Raw genomic sequence first — 16930 nt, forward strand, 5'->3', positions numbered from 1 at the left:
GTGCTATTGCACAGTTTTTTTTTGCCAAAATTGTTCTATGATTGTGATTAGTTATCGAGGTGATACATGATCAAAATTACGCCCAATCTAGAAATTAGTGAAGATGAGATAGCGTTGTCTGCCATTAGATCGATGGGCAGCGGCGGGCAAAATGTCAATAAAGTATCGTCAGCGATTCATTTGCGATTTGATGTGAATAACTCCTCATTACCCGAAAAATATCGAAAGCGCTTACTGGAACTCAGTGATTCAAGGATTACAAAAGATGGTATTGTTATCATTAAAGCTCAAACGGAACGTACTCAGGAACGTAATAAACAAGAAGCAATAAAAAGGTTAGTCGCACTAATAAGTTCAGTGACAATTGAGCAGAAAATTAGGAAGGCGACGAAACCTAGTTTTACCGCTAGAAAGAAAAGGCTAGACAGTAAAAAACGCGCAGGCCTTACAAAGAGCTTGCGCGGTAAAATTGACTATTGAGATTTAAAGTTGTGAAATCGTGATACTTGGTGTAACACCAGGACTGATCGTAAAACGATAAGTCCCCGTTTCACTGGGGGTGAACTGAAGGTTATAAATAGCGTCCCCGCAATGTAACGTGAATGCCTCGTTTGCAGTTAAAATGCCTAAAGAAGAAAGCGAGCCGCAATTATGTTCACTAGAATAAACTGCGTCCGCCAGCTTGAAGTCATAAGGTTGGCCATCTGCAATCAATTCAATATCAACAATATAGTTTGATTCAAATACACGTAATTGATGTTTTGCGTCAGCTTCCCACCAATTAAATACACCACGTAAATACATGGACGAATAATCTCGAGTATCTGACTCCACTGGCAATGGTAAGTATTCACGAATGTTCAGTGAAGAACTACAACCAACTAATGCTATAGCGGCAATTGATAGAGTGCCAATCAATTTTATGCATTTCATCATCATAGTTAAACCATATTACTTTTGTGCTAATAAAGAGATATCTGCAGTCGTCAAAAATAATTCACGTAAAGCCTGCAATAAGGCAAGTCGATTGTTGCGTAATTTCTCCGCGTCAGCCATTACCATCACATTATCAAAAAACTCATCTACTGGCGCTTTCAACGTGGCAAGAGACGCTAGCAGTTCAGAATAATCAGCTGAATTATTAAGTTTAGACTGCTGTGCTTGTATCGCTAAGAACAAGGCGTGCTCAGCCTCTTCTTCAAGTAACATTGGATCAATTGAACCGCCAGTAAATGATTGCTTGCTTAAAATATTAGCAACTCGTTTATTTGCAGAGGCAAGTGAAGCCGCTTCTGGTAAAGTAATAAACTGTGCAACCGCCGCCACTCGTGCAGCAAAATCGGCTGGTTTGGTTACATTACGTGCTTCAACTGATTGTATTACTTCTGTGGAGAAGCCTTGGTCTTGATACATGGCTCGGAAACGTGCAATCACAAAATCTGTAGCATCTTGTAACGCGTTTGCATGAGATAATTTATCACCATAAAGTGCGATGGCTTTATCAAGTAAAACCGAAATGTCTAAAGCATAATTGCGCTCAGTAATGATACGAAGCACGCCAATCGCAGCACGACGTAATGCAAATGGATCCTTGTCACCTTTAGGTAACATACCAATACCAAAGATACCCGCTAAGGTATCGAGTTTATCAGCTAATGCTACACAAGCAGACACATCGCTAGAAGGAATCACATCACCCGCACCACGAGGTAGATACTGTTCCTCAATGGCTAACGCAACCAATTCTGATTCTCCATCGTGCAGGGCGTAGTATTTGCCCATAACACCTTGAACATCAGGAAATTCCATGACCATTTCCGACATTAAGTCGGTTTTAGATAAAAGGCCTGCACGAGCGGCATCTACTGTATTGGTTTCAATTTCTGAGGCAATAAATTCAGCAAGTTGACTAATACGATTTACTTTCTCAGCCATAGTACCAAGCTGCTTCTGGAATAAAATACTTTCCAGTTCAGGCAAGCGATCCGCTAGTGATTTTTTCTTATCTGTATTAAAGAAAAACTCTGCATCTGCTAGGCGAGGACGAATGACTTTTTGATTGCCCTCAATAACATGTTCAGGTGCACTTGAAGCGATGTTACTGACGAATAAGAAGGTATTCGACAAAGAACCATCTTCGTTCAGTAAAGGAACATATTTTTGGTCGTCTTTCATCGTATAAATTAATGCTTCTTTCGGCACCTCTAAGAATCGAGCTTCAAAAGAGGCTTGCATGACAACAGGATATTCGACCAGTGATGCAATTTCCTCTAGCAAATCTTGATTATAATCTGCACGTAAACCAAGTGACGCTGCTTGCTCGTCTAATCCATCCGCAATGGTGGCACAACGCGCTGCAAAGTCTGGGTAGACATAATGCGCTTCACATTCGCTTTGATATGCATCTGCATGAGAAAGGGTAAAGAGTGATTTACCATGGAAACGATGACCTTGTATTGTATTACCCGAGGTGATATCTAGAACGGTAGCAGGCAAAACCTTATCACCATACATGGCCGTGAAAGTATGGGCTGGACGAATAAACTGAACATCAGAACTGCCCCAACGCATGGGTTTTGGAATCGGTAACTTTGCGACGGCTTGTTTAACTAAATCTTCAATCAGAGCTGCAATCGGTTGGCCAGACACTTGTGCTTTATGTAGCAGCCACTCTCCTTTATCTGTAACTAATCTTTCTGCTTCAGACACGTCAATGCCATTGCCACGAGCCCAACCTAGCGCGGCTTTTGTTGGTTGACCGTCAGCATCAAATGCTGCGCTCAACGCTGGACCACGTTTTTCAACAACTTTGTCGGGTTGTTGTTCGGTAAGATCAAATAATTGTACGGCTAAGCGACGTGGCGCTGCATACCATTTTATTTCGCTATAGGTGAAATCGGCATCGCTAACTGCTTGAGCAAAATGTTGCGCAAAACTGGAACCTAGATTTTTTAATGCTTTCGGTGGAAGTTCTTCTGTGCCGATTTCAACAAGTAAGGTATTGGTTAACATTAGGCATCATCCTTTGGGCACATTGGGAAACCTAGCGCTTCTCGCGCCGCATAATAATTCTCTGCTACCGCTTTGGCGAGGGTGCGTACACGCAATATGTAGCGTTGTCTTTCGGTAACCGAAATAGCATGACGTGCGTCGAGCAAGTTAAAAGCATGAGAGGCTTTCATAACTTGCTCGTAAGCTGGCAGAGGTAGATTTTGCTCTATCAGATGCAGAGCGTCTTTTTCGTTTTGGTCAAATGCAGCAAACAACGCGTCCACATCAGCATGCTCGAAGTTATATGCCGATTGTTCTACCTCGTTCTGGTGGAACACATCGCCATAGGTTACTTTGCCAAATGGCCCCTCTGTCCAAACGAGGTCGTAGATACTATCTACGCCCTGAACATACATCGCTAGGCGCTCTAATCCATAAGTAATTTCACCCGTCACCGGTTTGCACTCAATACCACCTACTTGCTGGAAATAAGTAAACTGAGTGACTTCCATACCATTAAGCCAAACTTCCCAGCCTAGGCCCCACGCCCCAAGGGTTGGAGACTCCCAATTGTCTTCAACAAAACGAATATCGTGTACCAGTGGATCAAAGCCTAGTTCTTTAAGCGAACCAAGATACAATTCTTGTATGTTAGCCGGGGAGGGTTTTAACATCACCTGGAACTGATAGTAATGTTGTAGACGATTTGGATTTTCGCCATAACGGCCATCTGTCGGTCGACGACAGGGCTGAACATACGCGCTGGAAATTGGTTCTGGACCAAGTGAGCGCAAGAATGTCATAGGATGAAATGTCCCGGCACCGACTTCCATATCTAAAGGTTGAATAATGACACATCCTTGACGTGCCCAATAATCTTGCAAGGCGAGAATGAGGCCTTGAAAAGTTTTTACATCATATTGAGACATAACAGGTAATAATCTATGTGTTGCTCTTAAAAATTTGCTCTAGAGTATACCTTGAAGTGACTTATCTGAGTAGCCTAAATGTGTGAGAAAGCTCACAAAATCCACGAATTATGGTTGTGGATAATATTTTTGTAGCCGTTCAACCTCATCCATAATTTTACTTTCGTATTGCGCTTCGATAGCTTCTCTTGCCTTGTCTTCTAAACGTCTTTCTTTTTTGCTCAGTGCCGAACGTTTCTCATGGGTAGCAAACTGTGCAATTTCATCATGTAATGTATAAATGGCTGGGTATTCTTTCCGAAAATCTGGTGCAGGTAATATTGGTAAAGCATTTAACAAGTTCGTTAAGCGTATTACGCCTTCAGACAGGTCACATTGTTGCTGTGCCATGGCCATAGCAATTGTGCGCACTGAAACCATTATGTTTTCGATACGTTCGGTACGCATTTTAGCTTGTTTGCTGTTTTGTTGTTTGAGTTGAAATAACAACTTACCGGCATAAAAGCCCAATCCTAAGATGATCAGTAAGCCCAATACGATACCAACTTCAAGCACGCTTTATTCCCTTATCTAAAATCATTTATATCAATAGCATCAAACTGTGCAAAGGGATCATCAGAATTCGTATCCTCATCTTCCGCATCGTTATTGATACCAAGCAAATCACATAAAATTTGATGGCGAGACATACAGTTATCCAGATATTGTTGGTCGTCGTTATTGAGGACTTTTCCAGAGTCGAACTGATCGAGTAACGCTGATAATCTTTGATCAGCTTCTAACGCAGCAAGTTCTTGCGCAGGTGTTGCATATTTTGGCTTCACTGGTTTAGGTGCTGAGGCTTGTTTAGGTGTTAAATCTATTTTCTTTTTACTGCCAATACGAGGATCAGTTTTGCTTTGGCTAACATTTTTTTGCTGGTGTTGCGCCACAGAATGTCTAGATCCTGGCTGATTGCCCTTGGTTTTTTTAACTTTGGGAGCGTTTTTACTGCGTGCAGGCTTGCTGGTGTGTGATTTGGCAACACCTATGCTACCTGGTTTACGTGATTTTTTACTATGTGCCATGTGATGCTATATCAGTGAATAACGTGAGCATTATACCTTAAGTCCAGCTCGACTGTTACTTTTTTACCGAGTGAATAACATGATATCTTGCTGAATCAGCTTGAGATGGTAGCCATATTCCTGAGCAATGAAGCGTGCTGTGTTATCTGAATAAAAACAAATATGAGTAGGGTCGTGAATATAGCGCCAAGTGGCAAATGCATCGCGACTCTTGACTCTTTGGGTCATGACGACTAAGCAGCCATCTGATTTGAGCATAGTATGCCACAGAGCCCATGTATTTTTAGCTTCATAGATATGCTCAATAGTTTCTGTACTGACAATAAAATCATGTTCTTGTTCAAGATTGTCAGTGTATGCAGCAAAAAATTTATCATACACGTTCATCGTAAACCCGAGTTCATATAGTTGTACTGCAAGTGCTGGCGCTTTCCCACAACCGAAATCTATGCCAGTAATGTTAGATGTAGGCTGTCTATATTTAGGCGTGATGGCGGTGTTGGCGTGTTTTTCCGTAACGTTTTTTAGCCAAGCCTCAGAGATTGGTTGCGCAACTTTGAAATGCGCAGCAATATGCGGTACCACTTTATTAAGAAAACGCATGTAACCCAGATCACCGATTTGATTAGTGTGTAAGTCGTATTCATTGCGCTCGATTTGTGGTTCCACGTGGAACTTTTCTGGCACCCATACTAATTCACAATCATTACATTGATAGTAATCGCGTTGAAGCGGTTTACTGCTTTGGTGAAAGAGATGAGAACGGGGCGATGAACATAAAGGGCAGAGCATGATAATATTTTCTTCCGGCCAAGAAAAAAGGTGATAACGAATTATCACCTTTGTAAACTTGCTAGACAACACTTCTCCCGTATTTACCCGAAGGTAAGGGTGCTACCTGCAACTCTTCTTTTTATTATTTTTGACAGAGTATAGCTTGTTGTTCTGGGTCTTCCTAGACGCTTTATCGTAGTCATCCGTCAATGGAATGACAGATTACACGAAAATTTCACAATGACAAGCTTTTTTGTAAAAAAAATGTAAAAGTTGCTAAAAATGTTGTTTTCTTAATCAATACTTAATATAAGCCAGCCAAGTATTGAGATAGAATCTCAATATCTTCGTCAGTTAGCTTCTTAGCAATGTCTCGCATCATGGCGTTCATATCGTTGTTGCGATCGCCAGAACGAAACATTTTAAGTTGGGCTGCGGTGTAATCAGCGTGTTGACCACTGATGTCAGGGAAACCAGCTAAGCCCATGCCGTTACCACGTGGACCATGACAAGCGATACAAGCTGTGATTTTGCGTTCTGCGTCACCGCCGCGATATAACGCTTCACCAGCAGGAATGACATCTTCAGGAGCCGCGCCGATCTTGCTTTCTTGACTTTGGTAATACGCAGCAATGTCTAACATATCTTGTTCAGATAGAACGTTAGCCTGCATACCCATAATGGCATTATTACGACCTTCTTTGCCACCTGTTTGCATGGCAAGTTTGAATTCTTGCAATTGTTTCACTATGTAGTTGGCATGTTGTCCTGCTAATTTTGGATTCATTGGTATAGAACTGTTGCCATCGGTACCGTGACAAGCCGCACACACAAGAGTTTTTGCTTTCCCTGCTTCTGCATCACCAACCGGTGCATCGTTCGCGGTTGCGAAAGCACTAACAAGTGATAAACAGAAGAACAAACCTAGTTTTTTCATATTGCTTCTCTTAAAACGATAAAATTAAAAATTACGCAGCCACTACGCATGGTTAAAGTGCCGTGTTATTATGCATATATTACACGCTTAGCTTTCGATACAAAACATTTGCGCGCGAATATTAGCATGAAATTCTGATATTTGGTACATACTATGTCGGCAACCTAGTGTTCGTCGTTAGCAAAAATCAAAAGAGATCAATGAGTTATTATACAAAAGCCAAGTTTTTAACCAGTGCACCTGACATTCGTCATTTAGACCAAAGTAGCGGTATTGAAGTTGCATTTGCCGGGCGTTCCAACGCTGGCAAATCCAGTGCATTAAACACGTTAACCAGACAAAAAAACCTGGCCAGGACCAGTAAAACTCCTGGTCGAACCCAAATGATCAATGTCTTTGAGCTAGAAGAAGACAAGCGTTTAGTAGACTTACCTGGGTATGGTTTTGCAAAAGTGCCACTGGCCATGAAAATCAAATGGCAAAAGGCGCTTGGCGAGTATCTAGAAAAACGAGAATGTCTAAAAGGGTTGGTGGTCTTAATGGATATCCGTCATCCACTCAAAGATCTAGATCAAGATATGATTCATTGGGCGGTTTCTGCCAAGATCCCGGTTCTGTGTTTATTGACTAAGGCCGATAAACTCAAATCCGGTAAACGCAAAGCTCAACTGATGATGGTTCGCGAGGCTGCTTTAGCGTTTATGGGGGATGTCACGGTTCATGCCTTTTCATCACTCAACCGTTTGGGCCTGCCTGAACTTGAAAAGACGTTGAATTCCTGGTTGGATGTCGCGCCAATAGCCAATAAAAAACCCCTAGCAGAAGACTAGGGGTTTGGACATACTACAAAGAGAAACACACAAAAACTATATAGATAGAGTGTGTTTATTTGTATAAGTTCCATTGAGTTAAACTTTTTTTCACTAGAAAGGACAGCGATATGCCACCGATTGAAATGCTAATTCCATTTATTGTAGCTGCTTTTTTAATGAATATCTCACCAGGGCCATCCAATCTATATGTTATGGCACGCTCAATTGCTCAAGGTATTTCTGGTGGAATTGCTGCTACAGTTGGGCTTGCAGTCGGAGGTCTAGTGCATGTTGTGGCAACGGTTTTAGGTTTATCAGCCCTCTTTAAATACTCTCCAGCACTCTATATGGCAATGAAACTTCTAGGTGCTGCGTATTTGGTGTATCTCGGTATTCAATATTTTTTGACTAAATCTGTCAGTGACACTATTCCTTCTTCTGAAGGGCATTTAGCCCAAAAGACACGAACAAACATTTTTTACGAAAGTGTAATAGTAGAAGTCTCTAATCCAAAAACTGCCTTATTTTTTCTGGCCTTTTTGCCACAATTTGTGGTTCCTGAAGCCGGTCCAATTGAAACGCAATTGTTGATATTAGGAGGTATCGTCGTCGTTACTGCAATACCATGTGATTTGCTTGTTGCGTTTTTTTCTACAAGGATGACACGTTGGATCAAGGACAACCCAAAGGCTCAAATTATTCAAAACAAGGTATCTGGTACTATCTTAGCCGGCATGGGACTATTCATCGCAGGTGAAGAAGTGGTAAATCCATCCGAACAAAACGTTAATCCATAAAAAAAGCCCCAGCAAACGCTGAGGCTCAAAGCAAAGGTTTAAACAAACCTCTGTACCCTACAAGAGCAAGTTTAAACGAAATTAAGCGTAACGCAAGTTTTTTGTAATAAAATTACGAAAAAACCATCAAAAAAAGACTAAATCTGTGCCTTTGCAACATTTTATGTTGATAAATTTACAACAATGATGACATTCATTGATGTTTTTCTATGTTTTCATCTTGTGCTCAATTAATGGGCTTCGTCCCAGTTATCACCCACGTCGGCCTCCACAATCAAGGGGACAGAGAGCGATACGGCATTCTCCATAATTCGAATAATGTTAGGAACGTGCGTATCAAGTGAATCCTCTTTGATTTCAAACACTAGTTCATCGTGTACTTGCATTAACATGTAGACGTCTTGGTTGTCTAATTGCTTGATGTAATCGGCCACCGCGAGCATCGATAATTTAATAATATCCGCAGCAGTTCCTTGCATGGGTGCATTGATTGCCGCACGTTCAGCTCCTGCTCGTTGTGCGCCATTGGAGGATTTGATGGCTGGTAAGTATAAACGTCTGCCGTAAACTGTTTCCACATAACCTGTAATTTTTGCCGCTTCCCGTGTCGATTCCATGTAATGTTTTACACCCGGATAGCGCTCGAAATAGGTGTTGATGTATTGACCAGCTTCACCACGCGGAATATTGAGTTGTTTAGCCAGTCCAAATGCGGACATACCGTAGATCAAACCAAAGTTTATGGCTTTTGCCGCACGACGTTGTTCGGTTGCAACGTCCTCTAAAGCCACGCCAAATACTTCGGCAGCTGTAGCCCTATGCACATCAAGCCCTTTGGAAAACGCATTCAACAACCCTTCGTCTTGTGATAAATGCGCCATGATCCGCAATTCAATTTGTGAATAGTCTGCCGCAACCACTTTGTAACCTGGACGAGCAATAAAGGCTTTGCGCACTTTGCGTCCTTCCTCATTGCGGATGGGTATGTTTTGCAGATTAGGTTCCGTGGAAGATAAGCGACCAGTTGCTGCCACGGCCTGCTGATATGAGGTGTGCACACGCCCACTGCGATGGTCGATCATCTGTGGTAATTTATCGGTATACGTGTTTTTGAGCTTGGTTAAGCCACGAAACTCCATAATGGCTGCTGGCAGTTCATACTGCATAGCCAGTTCTTGAAGTACTTCTTCAGCGGTAGATGGGGCACCTTTAGGAGTCTTTTTGACAACGGGCAGCCCCATCTTTTCAAATAAGATATGCTGAAGTTGCTTGGGAGAGCCTAAATTAAATGATTCACCAGCCAGTTCATGTACGTGTTTTTCGAGCTCCATGATCCGAACTGCCAACGCTTGAGAGTGTTGAGCTAGGCGCTGTGAGTCGATCAACACACCGTTTTGTTCCATTTGCGCAAGTACATTAGACAATGGCACTTCGAGTTTGTGTGCCACATTCGCTAGTGCTGGAGTGGCAACCAGCTGAGGCCAGAGTACTTGATGTAAGCGATACGTAATATCCGCATCTTCTGCAGCATAAGGTGCAGCTACCTCTAAATCAATCTGATTAAACGTTAAGGCTTTCGCGCCTTTACCGGCAATATCTTCATACTTAATGGTTTCATGACCAAGCTGGCTCAACGACAAATCATCCATGTTGTGTTTTTGTACACTATTGAGTGCATACGACTCCAGCATGGTATCAAAGGTGACACCGCCTAGAGCGATGTCGTAATTGGCCAGTACATTTTGATCGTATTTGATGTTGTGGCCGATTTTCTGTGGCTTGGGGTTTTCCAGTAATGGCTTTAACTGTGCTAACACTTGCTCTCTTGGCAATTGCTCCGGGGCTCCAGGATAATCATGCGCAACGGGTATGTAGCAGGCTTGATTGGGACCAACACACAAAGAAATACCAACTATTTCAGCTTCGCGATAATGCAATGATGTGGTTTCCGTATCAATGGCAAATAAAGGCGCTTGCTCACAGCGCTCAATCCACTGTTGTAAGTGTGCTTCACTTAATACCACTTCATACGCATCGCGATTGATTGGTGGTTGCTCTACCGTTGGTACGGTCGGAGTAGACGTATCGGCATGGGTGGTATCTGGTGAAGTCACTGCGATTACTGGTGAGGTTACTTTTGGAGTGAAATTGTCACCACTGACTTCCTTGTACCAGCGCTTGAATTCATATGTCTGATATAGCTCAGCAAGCGCATCATTATCCGGTGCTTTGATATCTAAATCGGTCACTTCGTAAGGTAGGTCAAGATCCACCGCGATCGTGGCAAGCTCGTATGACAATCTTGCTTCTTTTTCATACTGCAACATTTTAGGTGCAAGTGTTTTGGCCCCGCGAAACGCCAACGTCTGAATTTGATCTAAGTTGTTGTAAATATCTTCAATCCCACCAATACCCTGCAATAGACCTAATGCAGATTTGGCTCCTACCCCAGGGACTCCAGGAATGTTGTCGACCTTATCACCTTGTAACGCTAATAAATCAATAATGAGTTCTGGACCAACGCCAAACTTTTCAACAACGCCAGCTGGATCCATCACGACATTGGTCATGGTATTGACTAGAGTAACGTGCTCATTAACCAACTGTGCCATATCTTTGTCACCCGTACTTACAAGAGTTGGGATCCCCTTGGCCGAGGCTTTTTTACACAAGGTGCCAATCACATCATCTGCTTCAACGTTCTCTTCTACTAACAAGGGTAACCCCATTGCTTTTATAATTGCATGTAATGGCGCAATTTGACTACGCAAGTCATCTGGCATAGGAGGTCGGTTCGCTTTGTATTCAGGATAAATGTCATCGCGGAATGTTTTACCTTTGGCATCAAAAACCACCCCAATATGCGTTGGCTGATAAGTGTTTAGAAGACTTTTGAGCATGTTGATCACACCATAAATGGCATGAGTGGCTTGCCCTTGCGAGTTGGACATTGGCGGCATGCCGTGAAATGCGCGGAATAGGTAAGATGAACCATCGACAAGAATGAATGGAGCAGGACTGTCTGACATGTGAATACTTATAGTTATGATGTATGGCTACATGATGCCACACCTTGATTTTATTGGCTATAGGGGAAGATCGTTAGATTTAAAAGCTGTGGATAACTTTGTGGTTAAACTTGGATTTTAGGCATGTAAAAGAGTTCAATTATTATGAACAAGCGAAAAATGAGAATTTAAATTACGGTCCGATGTAAAGGTGGTTCTAGTTTTTATAATACGCGCAATGATGCGGTTGCGACCCCAAACAAGAGAATTCTAGTCGAAAATGTATTACTAAATCATCCTGATCTACTGATTGAAATTTAGCAAGCTATCAATTAAAACACAACTACAAATTCAGAAGATTTTCTAAAGTTCTCATTTTATTAGAAAAAAATACCGGTAAGGGGTTTCGCTTTTGTGTCGACAGGCACATAATAGGGTAAATTCATCATTACCACTTACAAATATGCAATATCAATCTATTATTCGCATTTTAGGTTTGCTCGCAGCCTTATTCAGTGTGACGATGTTGCCCCCTGCATTTGTATCCTTATTTTATCAAGATGGCTCAGGTTTACCCTTTGTCCTTGCTTTTTTCACTTGTATTATTACCGGCTTGGTGTTTTGGTATCCAAACCGTCATCACAAACGCGATTTGCGCGCCAAGGAAGGTTTTTTGATCGTGGTGTTGTTTTGGATCGTGTTAGGTAGTTTTGGTGCGGTGCCTTTTGCGTTGCTTGAACAGCCAAACATGTCACTCACGGATGCGTTTTTTGAATCCTTTTCCGGATTAACGACAACCGGTGCCACCGTGATTGAAGGCATCGAGTTTTTACCCCAATCGATGCAGTTTTATCGACAGCAACTACAGTGGCTAGGAGGTATGGGGATCATTGTATTGGCGGTCGCTATTTTGCCGCTTTTAGGTGTGGGTGGTATGCAGCTGTATCGCGCCGAAACCCCTGGACCGGTTAAAGACACCAAAATGACCCCGCGAATTGCCGAAACCGCCAAACAATTGTGGTTTATTTACCTAGGTTTAACGACGGCTTGTACCGTTGCGTATTATATGGCGGGAATGGACTGGTTTGATGCCATATGTCATGCGTTTTCCACTATCGCCATTGGTGGATTTTCTACTCATGATGCGAGTTTAGGATATTTTAACTCACCGCTGATTAATTTTGTGTGCGTGATATTTTTGTGGATCGCCGCGCTGAATTTTGCGCTTCACTTTGCCACGGTTTCAGGTCGTTCGCTCAAACACTACTGGCGTGATCCGGAGTTTAAAGCGTTCTTTGTCATTCAATTTGCTGTCATTGCGGTATGCTTCTTGGTGCTCATACAACACAGTTATTATGAGTCTGCCGAAATTGCTTTTGACCAAGCCATGTTCCAAGCTGTATCTATTAGTACCACGGCTGGGTTTGCGACAACGGATTTTTCGGCATGGCCGGTGTTTTTGCCTTTGTTATTGATATTTTCGAGTTTCATTGGTGGCTGCGCCGGTTCAACGGGTGGCGGCCTCAAAGTGATCCGTGTGTTTTTGCTCTACCTGCAGGGTAAGCGTGAGGTGAATCGCTTGATTCACCCCAAGGCCATTTATTCTGTCAAACTTGGCCAGCGGGCGATGCCTGATCGCGTGATTGAAGCGGTGTGGGGATTTTTTGCGGCCTATGCAATTGTGTTTGTGGTGATAATGATTGCATTACTTGGCACCGGGATGGATGACATTACTGCATTTACCGCTACAGCGGCGACGCTAAACAATTTGGGCCCAGGCTTAGGTCAAGTGGCAAGCACGTATGCAAGTGTGACCGATTCAGGTAAGTGGATCCTAGTTTTGGCCATGTTGTTCGGCCGCTTAGAGATATTCTCTTTATTGGTTCTGTTTTCTCCGACCTTCTGGCGCTCGTAAATTCGTATTTCGTATACTAAGAATGCTTAGAAGAAAAATGCCGTCGGTTGGAACAGCTTTTCCACATCTGGAATGTATTTTTTATCCACTAAGAACATGATGACATGGTCATCCGCTTGAATGACTGTATCTGAATGAGCAATGATTACAGCATCATCCCGCACTACCGCGCCAATGGTTGTGCCCGGCGGGAGTTTGATATCACCGATGGCTTTGCCAACCACTTTTGAGGTTTTTTCATCGCCATGGGCAATGGCCTCAATGGCCTCTGCCGCGCCACGCCGAAGTGAGTAAACATTAACGATATCGCCTTTGCGCACATGAGTCAGCAATGCGGAAATAGTGGCTTGCTGCGGTGAAAACGCAATATCGATATCGCCCCCCTGCACGAGATCCACATACGCGCTCCTTTGAATAAGCGTCATGACTTTTTTGGCGCCCATGTGTTTGGCTAACATGGCCGACATGATATTGGCTTCATCGTCATCCGTCACCGCGATAAAGGCATCAATGTTGTCGACGTTTTCCTCATCCAATAGCTCAAAACTCGAAGCATCGCCATTGAGCACAATCGTATTGTCCAAATTACCGGACAAAAACTTGGCGCGTTTTTCATTAAATTCAATCAGTTTGACGTAATGATTGTGCTCCAAACGTCGAGCTAGACCAGCGCCAATCAAGCCACCCCCAGCAATCATGATGCGTTTGTAGTTGGTTTCGAGCTTTTGTAGCTCAGACATGACCGCGCGAATATGTTTGGTATCCGCAATAAAAAAGACCTCATCATCGGCTTCAATGACGGTTGTCCCTAATGGACGAATTGGGCGCCCACGACGATAAATCGCTGCAACTCGGGTTTCCACATTGGGCATGTGCGCTTTTAAGGCGGATAATGCATGACCAACCAATAGTCCACCGTAATAGGCTTTTACTGCAACTAACGAGGCCTTGCCTTCGGCAAATTCAACGACCTGCAATGCACCAGGATAATCAATCAAGCGTTTGATGGCTTTGGTCACTAGCTGTTCGGGCGCAATAATGTGATCAACGGGAATATCTTGGTGTTTGAACAATTGGTCTTTGTAGACCACGTATTGTTCGGAGCGAACTCGGGCGATTTTGGTTGGTGTACTAAAGATGCTGTGGGCAACTTGGCAGGCGAGCATATTCGATTCATCCGAATTTGTTACCGCAATCAGCATATCCGCATCTTCAGCCCCCGCTTGGCGTAACACGTCTGGGTGCGACCCTATGCCTTGCACGACTTGGATGTCCAATCGATCTTTTAGGCTACTCAACGCACCTTCATTTGCGTCAATTAAAGTAATGTCGTTTTTTTCGCCGACTAGGTTCTCTGCAAGGGTGCCACCGACTTGGCCTGCGCCAAGAATGATTATTTTCATGCCAGTTTACGCCATGTTGTATACGTCATGCATCACTGTGTTTGTGCAGTAGTGCGTAATAAAATCCATCACATTGTGCCGTATTGGGGGTAATTTGCAATCCTATCGCCCCATAATTAGTAAAATCGTTAAGTATTTCAGTCGGTAATGCTGCCAGCGTCGCATTTGAGTGACGGCCTAAAAAGGCTTGGATCTGCTCAGCATTTTCGCTTTGCAAAATAGAGCAGGTGGCGTATAACAGACGCCCGCCAGGTTTTAAGACCTGCCAAAGTTGCTCGAGGATATGCTGCTGTGTGACGATCAGTTGGTCGATATCTGAGGCTTTACGCAGCCAACGAATATCAGGGTGTTTGCGGATCACACCCGTAGCAGAACACGGGGCATCACATAAGATAAAATCATACTGCCCACAGGCCTCATCACCCCACTGCTGAGGGTTACCTGCATCGGCACATAACAAAGTCGCATTAAGACCTAGACGAAATAAATTGTCAGATACTCGCTCAAGACGCTTAGCATCATTATCTAAGGCAACGAGTTGACTTAAATCGGGTTGCAACGTTAATAGATGTGCAGTTTTACCACCGGGTGCGGCGCAAGCATCTAAGCCTCGTTCCCCCGGCTTAGGTTGTAAAATGTGCGCCGCTAATTGCGCTGCACCATCTTGCACCGCAAACCAGCCAGCATGGTAACCTGGAAGCTCTGTCACCACCACTGGGGTCGCTAAACACAAACCATGAGGCAATGCGTCTACAGTGGTGCTATCAATGCCTCGATCTTTGAGCATTTGTTGGTATTTCGTCACTGAAACATAGCGCGGATTGATGCGTAACCACATCGGTGCGGTTTGCTGCATGGCGCTGAGAATATCTTCTAGCTGTTCAGGATATTGCGATTGTAGTTGCTTGTAGAGCCATTTCGGTAATCCAGCTTGTGCGGCATCACCAGTGACTTTTTGTTGGGCTAAATCGTCTCGGACAAAGCGCCGTAGAACCGCATTGATTAATCCTTTTAACCCTTGTCCTCCTAAAATAGAAGCCGCTTCAACGGTTGAGCTGACGGCTGCATGATCCGCTACACGCATGGCATAGAGCTGGTAAAACCCAACCATAAGCAAGTGTTCTAAAACTTTTTTATTACCTTTGAGTGGTTTATCGAGACTGGTTCTGACCCAATGCTGGTACTGAGGTAATTCACGCAAAACCCCATAAACGGCATGTTGTAACCAAGCTTTGTCTTTTTGGTTGAGTGCTTGTTGGTATTTGGGTAACACCTGACGAGCAGATTGTCCTTGCTCTAAGATATCGAATAAGGCTTTGGCACTGTTGGCGCGCAGTTTCGCTCCGGGCGTCATAATATGGTTCCTGGCGCAAACCAATCTTGTCTGGCATTGAAAACATCGGCAAAGGGCATGGCTTTTTTATTTGGGATCTGGCACTGAGTGATACGTAACGCTTGATCCCCAGTTTGCACGACTAAGCCAGTTTTGTCCGCACTCAAAATCGAACCAGGTGGTGCGGTTGACGAACTATAATCTACTACTGCAGACCATACTTTGACGGCTTGATCTGCGCATTCAAAAAATGCAACCGGCCATGGATTAAACGCGCGTACATTGCGGGCTAACTGCTCAGCACTCTGTTTCCAATCAATCAAGGCTTCGGCTTTGGACAGTTTTTTAGCGTAGTTGGCAAGCGCATCGTTTTGAGGCTCAGGGCTAAATTCACTTAAATTATTCAATACGTGAACAAGTGCCTTTGGTCCCTGTTTTGCCAGTTTGCTATATAAGGTGGCACTGGTGTCGCTGGCCTCGATAGGGCAATGGGTCTTAAATAGCATGTCGCCGGTATCAAGTCCTTCATCCATTTGCATAATAGTGACGCCAGTGGCGTCATCACCTGCCCAGATGGCTCGCTGGATAGGGGCGGCACCGCGCCATCGAGGTAGTAGTGAACCGTGCACATTGAGACAGCCAAACCGAGGCGTGTCCAAAACGATTTTGGGTAAAATTAACCCGTATGCGACCACAACCATGACATCGGCATTGAGTGCACCTAGTTCGTCGATGCTTTCTGGTGATTTAAAATTATCCGGTTGATATACGGCAATATCATGTTGTAGAGCGAGGCTTTTTACTGCGCTAGCAGTGAGCTTTTTGCCTCGTCCCGCGGGGCGGTCGGGTTGCGTGTAGACTGCAACCACATTGTGTGATGAATCCAGTAGCGCGTCTAGATGATCGGCGGCGAATTCTGGCGTTCCCGCAAAAACGATGTTTAAAGGTGTCACTAAGAGTTCCT

The 16930-nt window shown here is 43.8% G+C and carries 15 protein-coding genes; 4 read left to right on the plus strand and 11 right to left on the minus strand.

The window, feature by feature from the left end; all coding sequences use genetic code 11:
* Positions 1-66: 66 nt before the first annotated feature.
* The gene (gene arfB / locus NLG07_RS03310; protein ID WP_254856286.1) at positions 67-480 is read left to right on the plus strand and encodes an alternative ribosome rescue aminoacyl-tRNA hydrolase ArfB; all 414 of its coding nucleotides are present in this window, start codon (positions 67-69) and stop codon (positions 478-480) included.
* A gap of 3 nt (positions 481-483) precedes the next feature.
* Here arfB and NLG07_RS03315 read toward each other — a convergent pair whose 3' ends face one another.
* From NLG07_RS03315 to NLG07_RS03345, 7 genes are all read right to left on the minus strand, one after another.
* Positions 484-939, minus strand: coding sequence for a hypothetical protein (locus NLG07_RS03315; protein ID WP_254856287.1), 456 nt, complete (start codon positions 937-939; stop codon positions 484-486).
* 12 nt (positions 940-951) lie between these two features.
* Entirely contained in the window at positions 952-3012 is a 2061-nt protein-coding gene (gene glyS, locus NLG07_RS03320) for a glycine--tRNA ligase subunit beta (protein WP_254856288.1), read from the minus strand.
* Positions 3012-3920 (minus strand): glycine--tRNA ligase subunit alpha, encoded by a 909-nt coding sequence (gene glyQ, locus NLG07_RS03325; RefSeq protein ID WP_254856289.1) that lies wholly within the window; start codon positions 3918-3920, stop codon positions 3012-3014. Before glyQ ends, glyS begins: the two co-directional genes overlap by 1 nt.
* A gap of 108 nt (positions 3921-4028) precedes the next feature.
* Positions 4029-4475, minus strand: a complete 447-nt coding sequence (locus NLG07_RS03330; protein WP_254856290.1) for a DUF2489 domain-containing protein — start codon at positions 4473-4475, stop codon at positions 4029-4031.
* An 11-nt stretch (positions 4476-4486) separates the two neighbouring features.
* A complete protein-coding gene (gene yihI, locus NLG07_RS03335; RefSeq protein ID WP_254856291.1) occupies positions 4487-4987 on the minus strand; it encodes a Der GTPase-activating protein YihI in 501 nt (166 codons plus the stop codon).
* A gap of 63 nt (positions 4988-5050) precedes the next feature.
* A complete protein-coding gene (locus NLG07_RS03340) occupies positions 5051-5656 on the minus strand; it encodes a methyltransferase domain-containing protein (protein WP_254856292.1) in 606 nt (201 codons plus the stop codon).
* Between the two features lie 409 nt (positions 5657-6065).
* Entirely contained in the window at positions 6066-6698 is a 633-nt protein-coding gene (locus NLG07_RS03345; RefSeq protein WP_254856293.1) for a cytochrome c, read from the minus strand.
* A 200-nt stretch (positions 6699-6898) separates the two neighbouring features.
* Here NLG07_RS03345 and yihA point away from each other — a divergent pair, with 200 nt between their 5' ends.
* Both yihA and NLG07_RS03355 read left to right on the plus strand, forming a co-directional pair.
* Entirely contained in the window at positions 6899-7528 is a 630-nt protein-coding gene (gene yihA / locus NLG07_RS03350) for a ribosome biogenesis GTP-binding protein YihA/YsxC (protein WP_254856294.1), read from the plus strand.
* A 110-nt stretch (positions 7529-7638) separates the two neighbouring features.
* The gene (locus NLG07_RS03355; protein WP_254856295.1) at positions 7639-8307 is read left to right on the plus strand and encodes a LysE family translocator; all 669 of its coding nucleotides are present in this window, start codon (positions 7639-7641) and stop codon (positions 8305-8307) included.
* A gap of 230 nt (positions 8308-8537) precedes the next feature.
* Here the strand turns inward: NLG07_RS03355 and polA are convergent, their stop codons facing one another.
* Positions 8538-11336: a DNA polymerase I gene (gene polA, locus NLG07_RS03360; RefSeq protein ID WP_254856296.1), complete on the minus strand. Its 2799-nt coding sequence runs from the start codon at positions 11334-11336 to the stop codon at positions 8538-8540.
* Between the two features lie 442 nt (positions 11337-11778).
* On the opposite strand from polA, the gene NLG07_RS03365 reads away from it, so the two are divergent.
* The gene (locus NLG07_RS03365) at positions 11779-13230 is read left to right on the plus strand and encodes a TrkH family potassium uptake protein (protein ID WP_254856297.1); all 1452 of its coding nucleotides are present in this window, start codon (positions 11779-11781) and stop codon (positions 13228-13230) included.
* Between the two features lie 26 nt (positions 13231-13256).
* Here NLG07_RS03365 and trkA read toward each other — a convergent pair whose 3' ends face one another.
* The 3 genes from trkA to fmt are packed head-to-tail and all read right to left on the minus strand — an operon-like array spanning position 13257 to position 16919.
* Positions 13257-14633: a Trk system potassium transporter TrkA gene (gene trkA / locus NLG07_RS03370; RefSeq protein WP_254856298.1), complete on the minus strand. Its 1377-nt coding sequence runs from the start codon at positions 14631-14633 to the stop codon at positions 13257-13259.
* A gap of 25 nt (positions 14634-14658) precedes the next feature.
* A complete protein-coding gene (rsmB, locus tag NLG07_RS03375; protein ID WP_254856299.1) occupies positions 14659-15987 on the minus strand; it encodes a 16S rRNA (cytosine(967)-C(5))-methyltransferase RsmB in 1329 nt (442 codons plus the stop codon).
* Complete coding sequence (gene fmt / locus NLG07_RS03380; RefSeq protein WP_254856300.1) at positions 15984-16919, minus strand: methionyl-tRNA formyltransferase; 936 nt, start codon at positions 16917-16919, stop codon at positions 15984-15986. Before fmt ends, rsmB begins: the two co-directional genes overlap by 4 nt.
* Positions 16920-16930: the final 11 nt, after the last annotated feature.

Origin of the sequence: Alteromonas sp. LMIT006 (assembly GCF_024300645.1) — a bacterium.
GTDB lineage: Bacteria > Pseudomonadota > Gammaproteobacteria > Enterobacterales > Alteromonadaceae > Opacimonas > Opacimonas immobilis.

What these genes read in the sequence shown, in the direction of transcription:
- rsmB (WP_254856299.1), bottom strand. Translation starts at nt 15,987, where the DNA reads ATGACGCCCGGAGCGAAACTGCGCGCCAACAGTGCCAAAGCCTTATTC.
- glyS (WP_254856288.1), bottom strand. Translation starts at nt 3,012, where the DNA reads ATGTTAACCAATACCTTACTTGTTGAAATCGGCACAGAAGAACTTCCA.
- NLG07_RS03345 (WP_254856293.1), bottom strand. Translation starts at nt 6,698, where the DNA reads ATGAAAAAACTAGGTTTGTTCTTCTGTTTATCACTTGTTAGTGCTTTC.
- NLG07_RS03315 (WP_254856287.1), bottom strand. Translation starts at nt 939, where the DNA reads ATGATGATGAAATGCATAAAATTGATTGGCACTCTATCAATTGCCGCT.
- yihI (WP_254856291.1), bottom strand. Translation starts at nt 4,987, where the DNA reads ATGGCACATAGTAAAAAATCACGTAAACCAGGTAGCATAGGTGTTGCC.
- NLG07_RS03355 (WP_254856295.1), top strand. Translation starts at nt 7,639, where the DNA reads ATGCCACCGATTGAAATGCTAATTCCATTTATTGTAGCTGCTTTTTTA.
- trkA (WP_254856298.1), bottom strand. Translation starts at nt 14,633, where the DNA reads ATGAAAATAATCATTCTTGGCGCAGGCCAAGTCGGTGGCACCCTTGCA.
- polA (WP_254856296.1), bottom strand. Translation starts at nt 11,336, where the DNA reads ATGTCAGACAGTCCTGCTCCATTCATTCTTGTCGATGGTTCATCTTAC.
- NLG07_RS03365 (WP_254856297.1), top strand. Translation starts at nt 11,779, where the DNA reads ATGCAATATCAATCTATTATTCGCATTTTAGGTTTGCTCGCAGCCTTA.
- glyQ (WP_254856289.1), bottom strand. Translation starts at nt 3,920, where the DNA reads ATGTCTCAATATGATGTAAAAACTTTTCAAGGCCTCATTCTCGCCTTG.
- yihA (WP_254856294.1), top strand. Translation starts at nt 6,899, where the DNA reads ATGAGTTATTATACAAAAGCCAAGTTTTTAACCAGTGCACCTGACATT.
- arfB (WP_254856286.1), top strand. Translation starts at nt 67, where the DNA reads ATGATCAAAATTACGCCCAATCTAGAAATTAGTGAAGATGAGATAGCG.